Annotated in this window: 13 protein-coding genes and 1 riboswitch; of the genes, 6 read left to right on the plus strand and 7 right to left on the minus strand. The window is 27.7% G+C overall.

Going from position 1 to position 18926, the window contains the following annotated elements; translation table 11 throughout:
- Window positions 1-49: 49 nt before the first annotated feature.
- Window positions 50-622 (minus strand): sigma-70 family RNA polymerase sigma factor, encoded by a 573-nt coding sequence (locus tag CLSA_RS17970; RefSeq protein ID WP_022748534.1) that lies wholly within the window; start codon window positions 620-622, stop codon window positions 50-52.
- Between the two features lie 498 nt (window positions 623-1120).
- Here CLSA_RS17970 and CLSA_RS17975 point away from each other — a divergent pair, with 498 nt between their 5' ends.
- Window positions 1121-1747, plus strand: coding sequence for a DUF5105 domain-containing protein (locus CLSA_RS17975; protein WP_041716341.1), 627 nt, complete (start codon window positions 1121-1123; stop codon window positions 1745-1747).
- A gap of 294 nt (window positions 1748-2041) precedes the next feature.
- Complete coding sequence (gene nudC, locus CLSA_RS17980; protein ID WP_022748541.1) at window positions 2042-2869, plus strand: NAD(+) diphosphatase; 828 nt, start codon at window positions 2042-2044, stop codon at window positions 2867-2869.
- A gap of 764 nt (window positions 2870-3633) precedes the next feature.
- On the opposite strand, the gene CLSA_RS17985 is transcribed toward nudC, so the two are convergent.
- The 6 genes from CLSA_RS17985 to CLSA_RS18010 form a co-directional block, all read right to left on the minus strand.
- Window positions 3634-5349 carry a methyl-accepting chemotaxis protein gene (locus tag CLSA_RS17985; RefSeq protein ID WP_022748545.1) on the minus strand — a complete coding sequence of 572 codons (1716 nt, stop codon included), beginning with the start codon at window positions 5347-5349 and terminating at the stop codon, window positions 3634-3636.
- A 445-nt stretch (window positions 5350-5794) separates the two neighbouring features.
- Window positions 5795-6172, minus strand: a complete 378-nt coding sequence (locus CLSA_RS17990) for a hypothetical protein (protein WP_022748549.1) — start codon at window positions 6170-6172, stop codon at window positions 5795-5797.
- A gap of 90 nt (window positions 6173-6262) precedes the next feature.
- Window positions 6263-6410, minus strand: a riboswitch (cyclic di-GMP riboswitch).
- Window positions 6411-6872: 462 nt separating this feature from the next.
- A complete protein-coding gene (locus tag CLSA_RS17995) occupies window positions 6873-12782 on the minus strand; it encodes an AAA family ATPase (protein WP_022748553.1) in 5910 nt (1969 codons plus the stop codon).
- Between the two features lie 388 nt (window positions 12783-13170).
- Entirely contained in the window at window positions 13171-14148 is a 978-nt protein-coding gene (locus tag CLSA_RS18000; RefSeq protein ID WP_022748556.1) for a glycoside hydrolase family 18 protein, read from the minus strand.
- 328 nt (window positions 14149-14476) lie between these two features.
- Window positions 14477-15679 carry an anti-sigma-I factor RsgI family protein gene (locus CLSA_RS18005; RefSeq protein ID WP_022748559.1) on the minus strand — a complete coding sequence of 401 codons (1203 nt, stop codon included), beginning with the start codon at window positions 15677-15679 and terminating at the stop codon, window positions 14477-14479.
- The gene (locus tag CLSA_RS18010) at window positions 15680-16234 is read right to left on the minus strand and encodes a sigma-70 family RNA polymerase sigma factor (RefSeq protein ID WP_022748562.1); all 555 of its coding nucleotides are present in this window, start codon (window positions 16232-16234) and stop codon (window positions 15680-15682) included. It lies immediately after the preceding gene.
- Window positions 16235-16403: 169 nt separating this feature from the next.
- On the opposite strand from CLSA_RS18010, the gene CLSA_RS18015 reads away from it, so the two are divergent.
- The 4 genes from CLSA_RS18015 (at window position 16404) to CLSA_RS18030 (ending at window position 18922) form a co-directional block, all read left to right on the plus strand.
- Complete coding sequence (locus CLSA_RS18015) at window positions 16404-17090, plus strand: DNA alkylation repair protein (RefSeq protein ID WP_022748565.1); 687 nt, start codon at window positions 16404-16406, stop codon at window positions 17088-17090.
- A gap of 192 nt (window positions 17091-17282) precedes the next feature.
- The gene (locus tag CLSA_RS18020; protein ID WP_022748568.1) at window positions 17283-17747 is read left to right on the plus strand and encodes a GreA/GreB family elongation factor; all 465 of its coding nucleotides are present in this window, start codon (window positions 17283-17285) and stop codon (window positions 17745-17747) included.
- 111 nt (window positions 17748-17858) lie between these two features.
- Window positions 17859-18080, plus strand: a complete 222-nt coding sequence (locus tag CLSA_RS18025) for a hypothetical protein (RefSeq protein WP_140395241.1) — start codon at window positions 17859-17861, stop codon at window positions 18078-18080.
- Window positions 18081-18487: 407 nt separating this feature from the next.
- Complete coding sequence (locus CLSA_RS18030; RefSeq protein ID WP_022748572.1) at window positions 18488-18922, plus strand: MarR family winged helix-turn-helix transcriptional regulator; 435 nt, start codon at window positions 18488-18490, stop codon at window positions 18920-18922.
- Window positions 18923-18926: the final 4 nt, after the last annotated feature.

An 18926-nucleotide genomic window follows, 5' to 3' on the forward strand; every position in this document is an offset into this window, starting at 1 on the left:
TTGTATATATAAAAATATATACATTTACTAAACTAAAAATTATTTATATCTATAAACATTTTGCTATATATCTATTAAGTTTTGCTAGAGAGGCTTTTTTTCTTCTTATTATTGTTGTATATGGAATGTTCTTTAATGAAGAATAAGAGGCTGCTGAATTGTTTTTTAAGAATATGAAATAAATGAGTTCTTTTTCTTCATCATTTAAAATGCTAAGTGCTAATTTTAAGGATTCATAATCGCATTTATTACAAAGGATATCTTCTAAATTTTCTTCATTTGATACTAAATTTTGTTCTAGATTGTCAGAAAGACAAAGTACTTCTTGCCCCTCAAAAGAACTTCTATTTTTAAATTTTCTAATTAAATCATTTATATTATTTTTAATTGCATTCGTTGCATATGATACAAATCTGTGATTTTGTAAGTTATACATTAATAAACATTTAAACAGTGTTTTATAACATTCATTTTGAATATCATTTTTATCATAACCATGAATAAATGTTCTTTTGCAAATGTTTATTATTAACGGCCGAAATTCTTGTGCTAATTTTTCTTTAGAGCATTCATCGTTTGTCTTTGCTTTTGACACTAAATCTTCTATATATTCGTAATCCATATTAACACCTCCATTTAAATCACATTTCTAAATCCCTTATTTTTAAATTACATAACAATTTCTAATTGTGAATCTTACATAAGTTTTAACCGTCAAAAGCCATTATTTGTAAACCACTTTTCTCAAATAATTAAATTATATTTAACTATTTGGGATACGAAATTTTCATATAAATATCACTGTTGTGGATTTCAATATAATAAAGAAATAAATATAAAAAATATTTAGATGCATTAAAAATACAAAAGTATTGATCATTAAGGTGAGAATTTATTCAAATAGAATATAAAAATATTTAAGTATTAACTCAAATGGTGTTAGAAAACATATACTTTTCATACAAACAATAGGAATATATAGCATAAGCAGGCAAAATTGTAAGATATCTAGAGAAAAGCATATTATTCTTGCTATAGAATAACTTTGAGCTATTTGAAATCGATTATAATGTTAGATAAAATGTTAAGGGACTTTAAAGGGAAAATAGGGGAGGTAATTATGAAAAATTCAAAAAAAATTTTAGCAGTTGCATTGGTAACTGTAATGTCTGGAACTATGTTAATTTCATGTGGTAAGCCTAAAACATCACCAGAGGATACTGCGAAGATTTATTTAGACGTTGTTTTAAAAAATGACAAGACTAATATGGACAAGATTGGAATGACAGAAGACGATTATAACACTCATGCGAATAAGGAAAAAGATTTATTAATGGGAGAATTCGAAACTTCAAGTGCTAACAGCAATATATTAACAGATGAAATTAAGACTAATTTAGAAAATAATATTTCAACTGGAATGTCTAAATTAGACTATGAAGTAACTCCTGTATCAACAGACAAAGATACTGCAAAAGTTAATGTAAAAATTAATTGTTTTAAATTCAGTAAACTTGTAGCAAATGAACAGCAGAAAATAACAGAAGAAGTTACTGCTAATCCGTCAATGACTGAAAATGAAATAATACAAGAATCACTTAAAATTGCTGGTGAAGAAATTGCTGCTGGTCCAGAAAAAGATGACACAACAACTGTAGAAGTTAATTTAACTAAGAAAAATAATATATGGGTACCTGATGATAACTTCGAAAATGATATTTCTAAAGTTGCAATATCAATGAATTAGAAACATAAATAAAGTTCTAAAGTAATTTTGAAAAAATCACTTTAGAACTTTTTTGTTTCAAAATTTAGATAAACAACTTAGAGTTATTTGTATAATATAACTTATGTTTTTAAGCCAAAGTCCAAACCTTAAATCTTTTATTTACAAAATTTCATCTAAATACATTAATACTTTACATAACGTGTGACTTATTATGATATATATACTACAATTAATAGTATAACTAACCATTAAAATAAAATATAAATTAATTATCTTAATTACGATTATACAGAATGAAAGGATTTAGTAGATATGGGCGATAATTTAAAAATAATATCTAATATATTTAGAAAAGGCAATCTTAATGATTTATGTTTTACGTTCTTTAAAGGAAATTTATTGATTAAGAAAAAAGATGATAATATAACTATTCCAATATTTGATGACATTAAAAAATTAAACATTAAATATGAAAATGAATTTTTTATAGGGACAATTGATAAGAAATCTTGTTTTGCTGTTGAAGCTGTTGGAGAAGTTGATTTATTGGGTGATTTTGAAATAATACCTTTATATGAGTTCGGATCATTTGTTAAGGAAGAATTATTTTTAGCAGCGGGAAGAGCTACTCAAATATTAAATTGGGATAAAACCCATAGATTTTGTGGAAAATGTGGTTCTAAAACAGAAAACAAAAATGATGAAATAGCTAAAGTTTGTCCTAATTGCAATAATGTAATGTATCCTGTGATTTGTCCAGCTATAATAGTTGCAGTTATTAATGGTGATAAAATACTTCTTGCTCATAATAAAGGATTTAAAAATAATAAATATAGTTTAATTGCTGGATTTGTAGAAGCAGGTGAAGATTTAGAAAGTGCTGTAAAACGTGAAGTCTTCGAAGAAGTTGGCATAAAAATAAAAAATATCAATTATTATACAAGTTCACCTTGGTCATTTCCTAATTCATTAATGATCGGATTTACTGCCGAATATGAATCTGGTGAAATTAAAGTTGATGGAGAAGAAATACTACATGCTGATTGGTTCACAAAAGATAACTTTCCAAATATTCCAGACAAATTTACCCTTGCACGAAAAATAATAGATAGCTTTACAGATAAACAACTTGAAATTTAAACTTATGTAGTGGCTTACCGAAATTAGGGATATGTTATTGTTCCGGTTTCTAAGGAATTTTCATGGATGATTCTAAGAGCATAAGTTGCATCCAAAACGCTAGCCTCAAATTCAAGCTTTGAACTAGCATATTGGGAACAACTTATGCTCTAAGAATCAAAACCATAAAAATTCCTAATGAAACACTTCCCAAAAACATATCCCTAATTTCTAGTATAGATGCGAATTAAAGTTTAAAAGTACGTATATATATTTTAATTATAAGTCTAATTCTTAAATTAACGCGTTGTGCTAGTTAACTTTAATATAAAATAATCTGCTTCGCAGACTGTAAGTCTGTTCTACTTCTAAAAATCATCCACAGATTTGACTGCATTATAATTTCCTAAAAAATAAAAAACTCTAACAAAATCAAATCATCCAAATTATAATTAAATTAACAAAAGTACAATAATATAGGACATATAAATTGCTACAATTACAGAAATATCAGTATTTTTTGAATTTCAATTAGGATCATTATCTATAAATAAACAAACTACTACTTATGTAATTATTTCAACTAGAAAGAAGCTGAATTCTTTTTCGGAGTGTTGCATTTATAATTTTGCTGTAGATATTTCTTCAGCAAAAGTTGTTCTATTTCTGCTTGAGGAGCATGCATGAATAGGTCAACTTCTGCTGATATAAATCCACATCCGAATTATATAGCAACCGAGAAAAAGAATGCAACTTCTTTCGGTAAGTTATTACCTAAGTCTAAATCATATCTTAAACTTGGATATTTGCTCATTTAATTTCTGAGAACTATTCTTTGATTTCGCCATTTCTTCAGCAACTCCATTTGATTTTTCAGTTATAGCAACTATCTTATCGGCAATATTATATGTTCCTTCTGCCCCTTCATTGGAAGCTGCAGCCACCTGCTCTATTGTATTTACTACATTCTGAAGCGAAGCTAAAAGTTCCTCCGAAGTAGAACTAAAATCTAAAACTAAATTACTTACAAATTCAGCATCTTTGCTATATTTATCTGCAACATTTATCATAGAATTATAATCATCCTGCACATCTGCAGACATAAAATTCAATAGTTCATGTGAACTAGATGATAAATCATTTACTGATGATATTACTTTTTTAGTTACATTTTGTATTTCAATTATTGTATTTTCAGACTCTTCTGCAAGATTTTTTATTTGATCGGCAACAACTGCAAAACTGCGCCCTGCTTCTCCAGCTCTTGCAGCTTCAATAGATGCATTTAATGCTAACAGATTTGTTTGACCCAAAACTCCTTTAATTGTTTCAGATAATATATTAATTTCTTCAACCACCTTTGATTGTTTCATGGCAATTTTCAAGCTCTCATTTATTGTATTAAATATACCTAAACTTCTTTCTTGTGACTTTATAACACTATCTCTTGTGTCAATTGCTCTTTTATTTATCTCAGAAGCTTCCATTGCACCTTCTTCAGCTTTTTTAGCTATGGACTTAACAGCTCTTTCTATTTCATTAGCCGTTGAATTCATTTCCTGTGCAGATGCTGCTGTTTCTTCCATACCCGCAGATAATTCTTCTGTTGTAGCAGCCACCTCTTCTATGTTTCCATTTAAATTATTTATATCTTCTGAAACATTAATTACTACTGTTTCTATGGAATTAGATTCATCTTTTACCTTTCCAATCAACTGCTTTAAAGAATTTTGCATCAATTGTATCGTATTTGCAATTTCACCAATCTCATCTTTTCTATTTATAAATTGTTCCGATTCATTAGTTGTGAAATCACCTTCAGCTACTTTTTTCAAATGATTTACACCTAATATAAGAGGATATGATATAGACTTTGAAATAATAAATGTAAGAATTGTCCCAATACCTATTGCAATCAAAAAGATTATTAAAAATACCACTTTAGAAGTATCAAAATTTTTAGTATTCTGAATACTTAATTGCTCTGCCAAATTAGTATTATATATAGCAATTTCCTTTAACGCATCTTGAAATTGTTTTTCATTGCTATCAACAGTTTTAAGTTCATCCATTGCAGCTTTTTGATCACCTTGAACTGCTAATTTAATAGCAGAATCTCTTACGCTTGTATACTTTTCAAGGTTACTTTCAATAACCGGAATCCTATCTGTTTCATATTGATCATTAGCAACTTGCTTATATTTTTTCCAGTTTTCAGAAAAATTTTTTTGTCTTGTTTCAATATCCTTTACTGTCTCACTTTGTTTATTTTTATCTTCTGTATGCAATAATATATAATATAAATCTGCTTCTATAGCTCTAGCTTGATTTCTATTGTCATTTAACCATTGAACACTCAATAAATTATCTTTGTATAATGCTGTAATATCTTTATTCGACTTTGAAATATAATAATATCCAACCCCACTCATTATGCTTGTAAGAAACAACGATATAGCTGAGAATAATATTAATTTTGATTTTACTTTTAAGTTGTTCACATAATCACCCCTCGACATAATTATACACTATATTCTTACATTCTCAATATGTACCAACAAAAAACATCTTATACGTCATCATATTTTCAATTACTATTAAGTAATTTAAAAACTTTCATAAAATTACTTAAATTGTCAAAAACAACACTTTACTAATTAATAGTTTTTCATAATTATAAATAATGCAAATTTTTTATTATAAAATCAAATAAAAATGACCTCTGCTTATTAACAGAGGCCAATCCCATAAATTTGAATAAATTCAACTACATAAATTAACGCTGAATACTTCCCTATTATTATTTTTTTCTTTAATATTTCTTATTAATATAAAATACCCTTTTTATATTATAATTCTCATTCTAGCCACTTAAGTGTGACTTATTACTCTCAATTAATAAATTACCCTTACCTTGTATTACATTCTAAGTTATTCTAAACACCCTTATTTAACCATAGCTGAAAGATTAAACATTTCACTAACATTATAATCAACAATTCCATACCTAGAACTCCAAGTGGATATCATATCATCTTGCATTGTACAAGTGCATATAATATTACTCAACAACGAACTTTTGTTATTATCTACTTCATCATATAATTCTGGATTAAAAATAACTGCATTATTATAATCTGTTTGTGATTTTGTCATGATTGAATTTACTTCATCCATACTAACATTGCCAAGCAACGAATCTACATTTGAAGTTCCTTCATCATTATTTTTCGCTACGGATACGTTTACCAAAGATGCTTTCGAAACCAAAGTAAACATCGATGACATCATAAATGATATCTTCCTTAAAAAACTTTTTTTCATATGACCCTACCTTTCATCGTGAAAAAGGGAAATAGGTCAATAAAAATGGACCAAAAAAATATTAATCACAGTTCCATTCCTATGATCTCCCGTGGTAACCGGCTGCCATCCACATAAGAAATATTTAAGAATAGTAAGCACATCAACTAGTCTATTTTTTCATATTTCTAAATAACTTTAGTGGTTCAGGCCCTTGGCTTTGCGTCTCACAGTTTCCCATGATTTGCCTTTTTCACTTTTTACTTTTTTTAATATTCAATTAAAAGCTTTATATTTTTTAGAACTTTTGTATCTTATAAAATATAAATCAATAATTTTCAATATCCAGGTAAAATTCTATCACATTGCTCTGAAATAAACAACATAAAAATCACGAAATTTTCAGGTATTATTAACCAAATGTAACTTTATTACATAGACGAACAACTTATAACTTAAAACTACTGTCGTAATTCACCACAATGAAACTTAATTTTCTTAAAGAATATTTTAATGAATAGTACTATATTTTCAGTTAGTCAACACATAGTTTTAAATTACAATTTGTTTATCCTATGGGTAAATTTAATCCAGTTCTCTTATAAAAATTAATAAATTTCAATCATAAACAGCTTTGTTTTTCTCAATATTTAGCATATATTGTGGTAGCCGCCGGCTTAACTTTACTCATATGTTTGTTATATGTAATTTTAGTTTTATTCTAATCAAAATAGATATCCGAAAATTCCATATCAGTTATATCAACACAACTACTTGCATTCTCAACTTGAGTTTGTATATCTTCAGCTTCATCTTCATCTAACCTTTTAACTGGGATTTCGATAATAAACTTACTACCTTTACCTAGCTCACTAGATACAGATATTTTTCCTCCATGAAGTTCAATAAAAGATTTCACAATAGACAGTCCTATTCCGCTTCCTTCATTTCTTCTTGTGAATGTATTGTCGATCTGATGGAACCTTTCAAAAATAATATCCATTTTTTCTTCTGGTATTCCTATTCCAGTATCATCTACAGAAATTATAACCTTAGAGTTTTCATTTAAAACTTTCACAAATATATAACCATTTTTCGGTGTAAATTTTATAGCATTTGAAAGAAGATTAAGTAATGATTTTTCAATTTTATCAGAATCTACAGCTATAATCCGCTCTTCTTCATCTGTATCAAACAATACTGTTATTTCTTTTAATTCAGCATATTTTATAACCGATGTTGTTATATTCTCTATTAAGTTAATAATATTTAAATTTTTAAGCTCTAATTTTTTCAATCTCGCATCAATTTTAGTTATATCAATAATATTATTTACTAATCTTAATAATCGATAACAATTCTGCTTAATCGTCTTTATATGATTAAATAAGTTTGCATTATTTTCAGCCGAATTATTTTTAATATTAGCTTCTATTAATTGTATTCCACTTAATATAACGGCAATTGGTGTTCTAAGCTCATGGCTTATATTTGCAATAAAATTAGTCTTGTCTAAATTTGCCTTATTAGCTTCTGCCTTTGCTCTAATAAGTTCCACTTCAGTTTTTCCGTACTTTTGTATTTCGTCCTTAATGATAGCATTAACTTCCTCTATGATAGTATTGGTTTTATCAATTTCATTTGTTTTGCTTATCATAATTGGTATATTTTTTATTTTATTATCAATGTTATTAGAACTTCCCTCTTCATTAGGTAAATTAGAAAGAAATTTCTTTTTTAAAAGACTTACTTCTTCAACTGCTTTCTTTGCCATTTTAAGCTCATTTTCAACTACTTTTCTTTCAGATATATTCATATGAATACCAGACATTTTAATCGGTTTATTACTTGTATTCCATTCAGTAACTCTTCCTGTTCCTAATATCCAAACCCACTCACCATTTTTATGTTTGATTCTAAATTCACATTCATATACATCTAATTCTTTAGCAAAACATCTCTTTAAGCATTCCTTTGACTTCGTAATATCATCAGGATGCATAATTTCAAAAAACATATCTATATTTTGAAGTTTTAATTCATCTAAAGTATAACCTACCATAGAAACCCATTCTTCATTAATTTTAATTTCTCCAGTTTCTATATTCCATTCCCAAAGCCCCAAACCTGCATTAGTAACTGTAAATCTTAACTTATTTTCACTATCTCGAAGTTTATCATTCATGTTTTCCTCTAAAGTATTATAAAGAATAGCATTTTCAAGAGAAATTGCTGCTTGAGTTGATAAAATATCAATGACCTTTACTCTATCAGGCTTAAAAGCTCCCTCAACTAAATTATTTTCAAGATATAATACTGCTTTTATTGTATTTTTTATCTTAACTGCTGTTGAAAAGAATGATTTTGGCTTTTTATTAATAATATATGGATCCTCATCAAATAAAAATTTATCCGTTTTTTCTGGAAATATAACATTTTCTCCTGTCCTTGCTGTAAATCTGATAACTGTTTTTGGTAATTCTTCAAATTCATCAAGTGGCTGAAGAGTCAATATTTCCTTTTTGTTGCGTACTGCATCTACATAAGCTTTAATAACTAGTGCATCATGTGATTTTAATATAAGAAATCCTCTTTGTGCTCCCATATTTTCTAAAATAACTGTCATAAGGCGACCAAGTAATCCTTCTAGATTTATTTCACTCGAAATTGCTTGCGAAGCCTTCATAATTGAAAATAAATCCATACCTTGAGTTGAATTTATATTATCATCAGTTTCCTCCATTAAACTTGGATACCTATTTTTCATTTCATTTACTTTTGCTATTGCTCCCCAAAGTTCATATTTATTTTTAGCTTCAATAAGATATACTTTCGCCGCATCTCTCTTGCATTCATCTAAATAAAACTTTCCTGCTAATTCATAAGCTAAAGCTTCATCATTTAAATATTCATTTTCCCTAGCTAACTTAATTGATTTATCATAACATTGTCTAGCTTCATTATAATTGCCATTTACTTTACACAGTTCTGCTTGGACTAAATAAAACTTATGCATAAAATTCATTGGCGCAAGCTTTGCCCAAGTTTTCATAACTTCTTGATTTCTGCTTACTCTTGTTAAGTTAGCAATTTGTTCTTCTTTTGCTAATGTGAAATGTACAGCTAATCTTGAAAGTGAATCATAAAAATAATAAACTGCTATATCTATAGTTGCAGATGCTCCAGCTAAGTTTTCTTCTACCTTTTTTCCATATTGTATAGCGCCAAAATAATTTCCAAATATGTAATCAAGTCTCATCTTTCCTAGGTATAGAAATACTAAACCTAACATATCACCAATATCTTCAAGTATCAAAATCATTTCATCTTCATCACAAAACTCTCCTGTAAGTTTAATTGGATCTTTTGATTTTCCTTGAATATTCTCAACAATCTGTCCAAAAACAAATACCCAGTTAACACTGAATCCTTGTTTTATTTTTTGTAACTTTATTATATTCTTCTTTATATCATCTTCAACTATGTTAAGTTCTTTACCAGAATAAAATGAATGTTTATTGTAATTCATTAAACAATAACCCGCATACTCAAAATTACCATTTTCTATTCCTGCAAGATATCCATCCATAAGAGGTTTGAGCGTATCTCTAAGACTTTCCTTCCACTCATTTACTGATGAATTATTCACGTCTAAAACTACTACCTTAGATGGTTTCATATTAGGCTTTTCTACAATATGCGCATTTATTTTTCCTAATTTATAAGCAAGCTCTATGTATTCCTCAAGTTTATCCCCTAACTCTATATTGGTTATATATGAACAAAGAGCAAGTCCATAAAGTGAATATGCTCCAGGTGAAAATGGAGAATCACCAAACTTTATTGAAAGTTCTACCATCTTACACACAGCTATATTCATGACCATTGGCGCTATTTTATATGCGGCAGATATACTTCCAAGTAAAATCTGCATTGCTCCAAGCATTACTTTATCTTTCATTTCTGGTAGCTTTACTAAATTTTCTGGCTTAATTTCTCTTACTATATTCCATACCTCTTCAAACACTTCATCTACGTCTTCTTTGGTAGGATTAGCTTTAATATCTATTCCCATTAATTTAAGAACTGGTAAAGCAGTATCTAATGCTTCCTGTACATTTAATTGAGCTTGAGATGCTTCAATTTTAACTCTATAAACGTTAACCTTATCCATTAATGTTTTAGCATTTTCCAAAACTACTGCTGCAAATTTATCCATTTTATTATAGTTGCTTATAAGATAACTTGCTTCTGTAATTTCTGAGTATAATTGCAGAGTTATATCATAAAAATCCTGCCATCCATTGCTATTAGCTAATAACTTAATTCCTTCATTAAAATAAGTATATGCAGAATAATATGCAGAAGATTGTTTTGATGCTATACCTGCTTTTAAGTTTAACTCTGCTAATTTAACTTTTTCAAATTTATCTGTTATTATTATGCTTCCTGCATTAAGCTGTCTCACTGTTTCAAATAATTGTTCAGACTTATTAACTTCCGCATAATTCTTTAAATAAAGCTGACCTAACTGTAAATGTATCGAACATTTTTCATCATCAGATATTATAGAATATACTGCCTGCTGAACGCGGTCATGAACAAACTTAAATTTAATATCCGCCTTCAGTAGATCTGATTCTCTGTTATTATGTAAATCATAAATCAAACCAATTTTTACAGCTTCCTTTAATGAATTTAATATTGATTCACCATCTTTATCGTTTACTAAAACTAATGTTTGCAAATCAAACTCATTTCCCATACATGCTCCATACTTTAGATACTCAATAGCTGATGGTTTTAACATTTTAATTTTACTATCTAGAAGATCTATAACATTTTCTGTTATATTCATCTTTCTTATTTCTTCAGTATTGAAGCACCATTTCATTAAATTATACTCAAACCATAAGTGTTTAAAATCATATAAAGATCTCAAAAACTGTCTTACAAAAAATGGATTACCTTGTGTTTTACTATATATGCAATCTGATAATTCTTCGATATCATTCAAATCCTGTTCAAGCCCTACCAAAGTATCTTGTAAAAGTAACTTAATATCTTTTCTCTCAATAACTTTTAAATCAATTGTATGAATTGTTATTCCATCTTGAATAATTTCATACATCCATGACATTATTGGACGAAGTAGATTAGGATCATTATCCCTATATGCTCCTATTACTAATAAATATTTGTTAGATTTATCCATCATCATCATCTTTATGAAATTAAGGCTAGCAGAATCTGCCCATTGTAAATCATCAATAAACATTACCAATGGATGTTCCTCTGTAGCTATTATTTTCATAAAATTTCCGAACACCAAATTAAATCTATTCTGAGTTTCAATTGCGCCTAATTGAGGTACTTCTGGCTGCTTTCCTATAATTAGCTCTAAAGTTGGAATAACATCTATTATCACTTGTCCATTGTTTCCAACACATTTTAAAATACGTTCTTTCCATTTCTTTAGCTCACTTGATGGTTCTACAAGTAACTGCTTAATAAATTTATCTAGCGATTGAATTATTGTGCTATAAGGTATGTCATTTTGGAACTGTTCAAATTTTCCAAAAAGGAAATATCCATTTTTTTGCTTAATGCTATCAGAAATTTCATTAACTAAAGCAGATTTTCCTACTCCTGGCGAACCTGCTATTAACAGTATTTCCATACTTCCTTCTCTAACTCTATCAAATGACTCTATTAACTCTTTAATTTCTTTATCACGTCCGTATAATTTCTGAGGTATGCAAAACTCTCCCGAAAAATCATATTTGCCCAATTCAAAATTCATACTTTCATTATTTTCTATTGCAATAACACACTTTTCTAAATCTTTCTTTAAACCTGAAGCTGACTTATAACGTTCTTCAGGATCTTTTGCAATTAATTTTAAAACAATATCAGAAACAACTTCTGGTATATCAGAAATTAATGTTGTTATACTCTCAGGTTGTTTTGCTACATGACTATAAATAAGGCCCATAGTATCTTCTGATTTAAATGGTAGTCTTCCTGTTAACATTTCATAAAACGTTATTCCTAAAGAATAGAAATCGCTTCTATAATCCATAGATCTATTTGTTCTTCCAGTTTGTTCTGGAGAAATATAATTTAGGGAGCCCTGAAAAATATTATTATTCTCATCTATATAACTCTCATTTTGTAAGCATTTAGCATTACTAAAATCAATAATTTTTATCTCTCCAGTCTCTCCATCATATAATATATTTGAAGGATTAATAGCCCCGTGAACAATATTTTTTGCTTGGATCTTCTTTAAAGCATTACAAATTCCAATCGCAATTGATAAAAATTCTTTAATATTAACTTTATTAAATTTATCTATAGTTTCGCCACTAAAATATTCTTCAACAATTCCCAATGAATGATTAAATTTCACAATATCAATATACTTAATAACATTATTACTATTAATTCTACTTCCTATTTCAAACTCTTTCTGAAACGATTTAATATCTTCACTATTAGGGCATTCTGCATTCATCATTTTTAAAACAATAGGATATCCATCAGAAATTCTCTTTCCCTTATAAATCTTTGATCTTAATCCACTATATAATTCACCTAATATTTCATAATCTTTTAATTTTATATACATTTGATTTTAAATCCTTTCTTTAACATTAATTTTACGAAATATTTAAGCATATGAAACAAAATAACAAGTGAGCAATTAATTTGTATTTAGTCAGGTAATGCTAATCATACATAGTTTATTAATTAAAATAATCATGCATAAAAAACATAATATCTATGTCTAAATTTTAATTTTATATAACAACAACTTAATTCTTATACAAAATTAAAATTACAATATATATGTATATATCATATACTAACCTGGTATTTTATTTGATACGCTTTTTAATTACAGTATTCTCTATTTCTTCAAGAAAACCTCTAATTTTTTCATGACATTCTGCGACAAAAAGCATCATTCTGATACTACATTAAAGTATCAGAACAATATTCTGATACTTTATAAATTAATTTTTTTTATTTAAATCCGTCCAAAGTGAATTTAAAAGCATATCCATATAATCCTGATTATATTCCCAGAACATTGCTCCTCCAAGACCTTTTGATTTTATATAATCAGCTTTATATTTTATTGATTCTTCATCTTCATAAGTTATAAAAGAACTGTTATTTTTCAAATAAGAAGCTTTAGCTTCATCATCCCAATATCTCGTCCACCCATTTTTATTTATATACTCATTAACAAGAGTGAAATACGAGAGAGAATGATTGTTGTAATATCCAAAGAATGGAATTCCAAGATTAATTTTATTAGCTGGAACACCAGCATTAAGATACATATTTACCGATTCATCACAGCTGATACCCGGATCATAACCCGAAGATGTATGATAAAGATTTGAATTATGAGTTCCCTGACCAAAATCATAAGTCATTAAATTTATATAATTGCATATATCTACTATTTTATTAATCTCTACATTGTTAATATAAAACTTATCTGCACCTGCTGCCACACTAAGTATCTTATTATTTCCTATCTTATCTCGTATACTCTGAAGTAAAAATGTGAAATTATACTTATCTTCTGGACGGCATTTAATCAATCCACACGCACCACTAACAGGATATTCCCAATCAATATCAATTCCATCCACTCCATAAATGTTCAAGATATTTAAACAACTATTTGCAAATGCTTCTCTTGATTCTACTGAATAAGCCACATCAGAAAAGCCGTCTGCTCCCCATCCCCCTATTGAAATAATAACTTTCAAATCGGGATTATAAGCTTTAAAAGAAACTAACCTTAGTACCTCATCACCATTTGAAATAAAAACCTTATTATTAACAATATGCCCAAATGCATAATTAGCATGAGTTAACTCTGATACATTCATAGTGCTTGGAGTACCATATACATATGCTATTACCCTATACTTAGCATCATTTCTACCTGAACAAAATTTCCTTATAAATCTCATACTTCCCTCCCAATAGAAATCTATAGCTTTCTATAGATATCCAAATCAAACAAAAAAACATATATTTATAATCCATTGAATAATGTTAAAACATTAATTTAATCTACGTATATATTATGCTTATTTAATCAATTTAGTTTATATAATTTTTTAAAATATAAATAAACAAACTTGAGACTTAGATTTATGATATGATTCACCTTATTTTCTAGGTAGAATATACTTAAAATCTAGTTTAGAGCTTGTTTATCTATACTTGGTATTGTTTTTAGTTCTATTTCTTTAGGTTAATTTCAAAATGAGCATTTGAACACTTCAATTGGTCTGGTTAATTTTTTTTATTTTTTTCTTTATTCTGTGCGTTGGAATTACCATTATCACCCCTTTCAGATTTCGAAGAATTACCGTTGTTTCCACCTTCTTCAGACCTTATATTTCTATGAATGCTTGCTTGTGAATTTTCGCTACTGTTATTATTACTACTGTTACTACTGTTATTATTACTTTTACCATTGTTAATATCATTATTCTTGCCATTGTTGCTGCTATTATTTTCCTTTTCACTTGCAACATTTTCAGTATCTGTATCATTGTTTAATTTATTTACATTGCTATTTTCTTCTTTTTTAGCTTTATCATTATTATCTTTATCATTAGAAGAAGTATTATTTTCTTCAGTTGCTGCATCAGAATTTACTTCATTATCATTAGTAGTTTGATTAGCATCATTAGTAGTTTCATCAGCAGTATTACCTTTTCTTAATTCTATAGTTTTCTTTTGTATTTCTTTTACAGATTTATCTTTATAATCTTCTACAGTTGCAGATGGATCTAATTCTTGAAGCTTTTGTATAAGATTTAATTTACCAGGTGTTATTCCCAGTTTTCTTGCTTCATCTCTTCTTGCAAGCGCAACATTTTCAGTTTCAACATTTGCTTTAACATCATTGCTATCTAGAGTTTCGTCAGCAACATCTTTTAAAGAATCATCTAACTTATCAGCAACTTTTTGTTTGTCTGTAGATGTAGTAATTTCAATTTTAGACGAACCATCCTCGCTTATATACCCTGCTGAAATTGCATGTTCTAATAAAGTACTTATAGCATTTTTAACTTCATAATTTTCTAAATTAGTATCTTCTAATATTTTTTTGCCATCTTCATTATAAGCTTCGACTGAAACTACTTTGTCAAAAGCATTAACTCCTAATTCAACACTTGGATTAATATCCATACTTACATAAGCTACTGGAGATTTAGTATATGCATATGCTCCTCCACCAGATCCTAAAATTATACAAGCTCCTAACGCTAAAGCTATCTTTCTTTTCATTAAATTTCCTCCTAAAATGTTACTTATTTTATCTTTAAATGTAATTTGTTTATTATAATAACCTGCTTTTTTCATTACAGATTTTTCTATACGTTTCCTAGTAAAAGAATCTATTTCCAAATTAATATCTTCATCTAATAATAATTTGGTATCCTTAATATTTAAATTATCTAATAATTCAAATAATCTATCATCCAATTATAAAATCCCTCCTAATACCTTTTTTAATTTTTGTATGCCCCTAGACATCTTTTTATCAATAGTATTAACTTTCAGACCTACATTCTGAGAAATATCTTTTGAACTTTGGTTGAAATAATATCTTCTTATAATTATTTCACTATCTGGCTCTCCTAAAGACTTTATAGCATTTATTAATTCTGAATTACTTTCTTTTGATAATATTGAATCCACTACATCATCGGCAGAAGTATATAAAACTTCTGCTGTATCATCTATAGGAACATGAATATTATTCTTATTTTTTCTATACATATCTATAGCTTTTCTCTTTGCTATCACCGCCAAAAATGATTTTATTGATCCTTTTTCTAAATCAATTCTATTTTTATAATGAAATACTTCAAAAAAGACATCACTCACGCATTCTTCTATATCTTCTTTTGAATATAGTCCTGAGAGCTTATTAAATATTATCGTATAAATGAGTGACATATAATTATCCATCATAACTTTAAGGCCTTGCTCAGGCTTGCTATACAATAGCTCAAGTAATTGAATATCAGAAATCAAAGTGCACCTTCTTTCTATCAAATTCGATTTACATAATACAGTTCGTAATTAATTAAACAAATCTGACAAAAAAATAAATAAAATTATATTTTAAGTGTGTGTCATAACCGATATAATATATTCTATATATTGAGATATTTTAAAAATTCCTAAAATGAGGTAATATACTATGAATAAAATAATCAAAGAAAAAATTTTTGAGCTCTCAGATCCTGAATATCAAAGATTCCAAAGAAAATTATGCCCTAATATTAATAATATTGTAGGAGTACGTCTTCCTCTTCTTAGAAAACTTGCTAAAGAAATATCTAAAGATGATTGGCGCAATTTTCTACGCACCTGTCCAACTGACTATTTTGAAGAAACAATGCTACAAGGTTTGGTCATTGGATATGCAAAAGCAGATATCGAAGAAATTCTTACTCATATAACTAATTTTGTACCTAAAATTGATAATTGGGCTGTATGTGATAGTTTTTGTACAAGTCTAAAATTTACAAAATCAAATATGAACCGTGTGTTTGAATTTTTAAAAACATATTTAGAGTCAAAAAAAGAATTTGAACTTCGTTTTGGAATTGTAATGTTATTAGATTTTTATATCGTTGATCAGTATATTGATCAAGTACTTATCTTACTTAATAAAATAAAACATGATGGTTACTATGTAAAAATGGCAGTTGCCTGGGCTCTTTCAATTTGTTTCATTAAATATCCAGATAGAACTATGATTTATTTAAAGAATAATAACTTAGATGATTTTACTTATAATAAAACATTACAAAAAATAACGGAATCTTTTCGTGTAAGTAAAGAAACAAAATCTATTATTCGAAGTATGAAACGAAAAAAATAGATAGATTGCAAAAATGAGATCTATTTTTGCAATCTATCTATTTTAAAATTCAAACATTCCTATTTAATAACTGTAACTTTTATATAAAATGCTTTAATGTAAAAAAATAAAAGTACTAATCAATTTGCCTTTTATTTTTTTCTATATATTATATAATATTAACATAATATGTTTTAAGAGGTGGAGTTTTGTATGAATAATACATTGACAGAAGAAAATGTTAAAAAGCTTAGAGAAGAATTAGATTATAGAATGACTGTAAAAAGAGCTGAAATAGCAAAGGAAAAATTAGTTGCTGCTGCACATGGAGATAGATCAGAAAATGCTGAATACAAAGAAGCTTGTGCAAACTATAGAGAAAATGATAATAGAATACAATATTTATTAACTATGATTTCAACAGCAACTATCATAGATGATAAAGATCTTGATAAATCCATGCTTGGAATTAATGGTAAAGCTAGAATTAAATTTATAGAAGACGATGATGAAATTACTGTAACACTTGTAACTACTATGGATTTAGACCCTGAAAATATGCTTATAAGTATAGAATCAGATTTAGGAAAAGCTTTATCTGGAAAAAAAGCTGGAGATATAGTCGAAGTTAATGCTCCAGGAGAAAATTACACAGTAGAAATATTAGAAATACTTTAAGGCACATGAAAATAAATAACAAGTCCAAAGTTGCCATGGATATTTTTCATCTGGCAAGGAGGCTAATTGCCCTCATAGCGGGCTATTAGGTCAATTTGCCGACGCAGCATGATGGAAAATAGACTGGCAAATGGACTTGTTATTTATTTGATTGTGCCTAAATTAAGATGTAACTTACTGAAAGAACTGGTCATCTTTTGCTCGGTTGCTGTAGAATATAGCTGTGGATTTCTACCAGTAAAAGTTGTTCCATTCCCGCATGCTCCTCAGCAAGCTGATGACAAGCAAGAATGGAACAATTTTTACTTAAGAAATTCTACAGCTATATTCTAAATGCAACACTACGCAAAAGATGACCAGTTCTTTCTAGTATACAATCCACTTTAAGTCACACAAAAGAGAATAAAAAGTCCAATAATATGTTTTTTTATATATTCTGCATTAAAACTAATGTGAATCCCTTTGAGCAATGCTTCATCAAAAATCTGCCCATAAGCATTTCTTCAACACAGCTATTCCATATTTTCATGTGCCTTAATAAACAAAGGAGCATATAACAACAGATTCAAATCTTAATTTAGAATCTCACAAAAAATTTTCATAATATTATGGAAGAAAAATGTATTTAATTACACATAATCCTTGAAAACTTGTCTATTAATGTTTATAATTAATTGTTGTAGCAACTAATTGTATATCAATTATTGTCGCATCAATTTTATTTATGGAGGTAACATAATATGTTTGAATCTTATGACCAAGACATTGGAATGCTGACAAACAAAATTTCAAAAAAATTAATATACTATGTTAATAGTAATTTAGAAAAGTTTAATCTCACGACTGAGCAGTGGGTTGTTTTATTAAATTTATCTAAACAAAATAAAATAAGCCAAAAGCTTTTGGCAAAACTTTCGGGAAAGGATCAATCCACTTTAACTAGAATATTAGATATACTTGAAAGAAAAAATTTTATTGAAAGGCATCCAAGTAAAGAGGATAGACGATCCTTTGAAATACATATAACTGAAACTGGTTTAAACATTACAGAACAAGTTATTCCATTTTTAGATGAACTGTTCAATAATTTACTTGAAGACATATCTTATGAAAAATTAAAGATTTATAATGAAGTTCTTTTAAAAATTGATAATAATATAAACAAATTGCAATAATATA

The sequence above is a fragment of the Clostridium saccharobutylicum DSM 13864 genome (assembly GCF_000473995.1).
GTDB lineage: Bacteria > Bacillota > Clostridia > Clostridiales > Clostridiaceae > Clostridium > Clostridium saccharobutylicum.

Bases quoted from the DNA above. Each gene is read 5' to 3' on its own strand.
- CLSA_RS17990 (WP_022748549.1), bottom strand. From the start codon at position 6,172: ATGAAAAAAAGTTTTTTAAGGAAGATATCATTTATGATGTCATCGATG.
- CLSA_RS17995 (WP_022748553.1), bottom strand. From the start codon at position 12,782: ATGTATATAAAATTAAAAGATTATGAAATATTAGGTGAATTATATAGT.
- CLSA_RS18015 (WP_022748565.1), top strand. From the start codon at position 16,404: ATGAATAAAATAATCAAAGAAAAAATTTTTGAGCTCTCAGATCCTGAA.
- CLSA_RS18000 (WP_022748556.1), bottom strand. From the start codon at position 14,148: ATGAGATTTATAAGGAAATTTTGTTCAGGTAGAAATGATGCTAAGTAT.
- CLSA_RS18025 (WP_140395241.1), top strand. From the start codon at position 17,859: ATGGAAAATAGACTGGCAAATGGACTTGTTATTTATTTGATTGTGCCT.
- CLSA_RS17975 (WP_041716341.1), top strand. From the start codon at position 1,121: ATGAAAAATTCAAAAAAAATTTTAGCAGTTGCATTGGTAACTGTAATG.
- CLSA_RS18020 (WP_022748568.1), top strand. From the start codon at position 17,283: ATGAATAATACATTGACAGAAGAAAATGTTAAAAAGCTTAGAGAAGAA.
- CLSA_RS18030 (WP_022748572.1), top strand. From the start codon at position 18,488: ATGTTTGAATCTTATGACCAAGACATTGGAATGCTGACAAACAAAATT.
- CLSA_RS17970 (WP_022748534.1), bottom strand. From the start codon at position 622: ATGGATTACGAATATATAGAAGATTTAGTGTCAAAAGCAAAGACAAAC.
- nudC (WP_022748541.1), top strand. From the start codon at position 2,042: ATGGGCGATAATTTAAAAATAATATCTAATATATTTAGAAAAGGCAAT.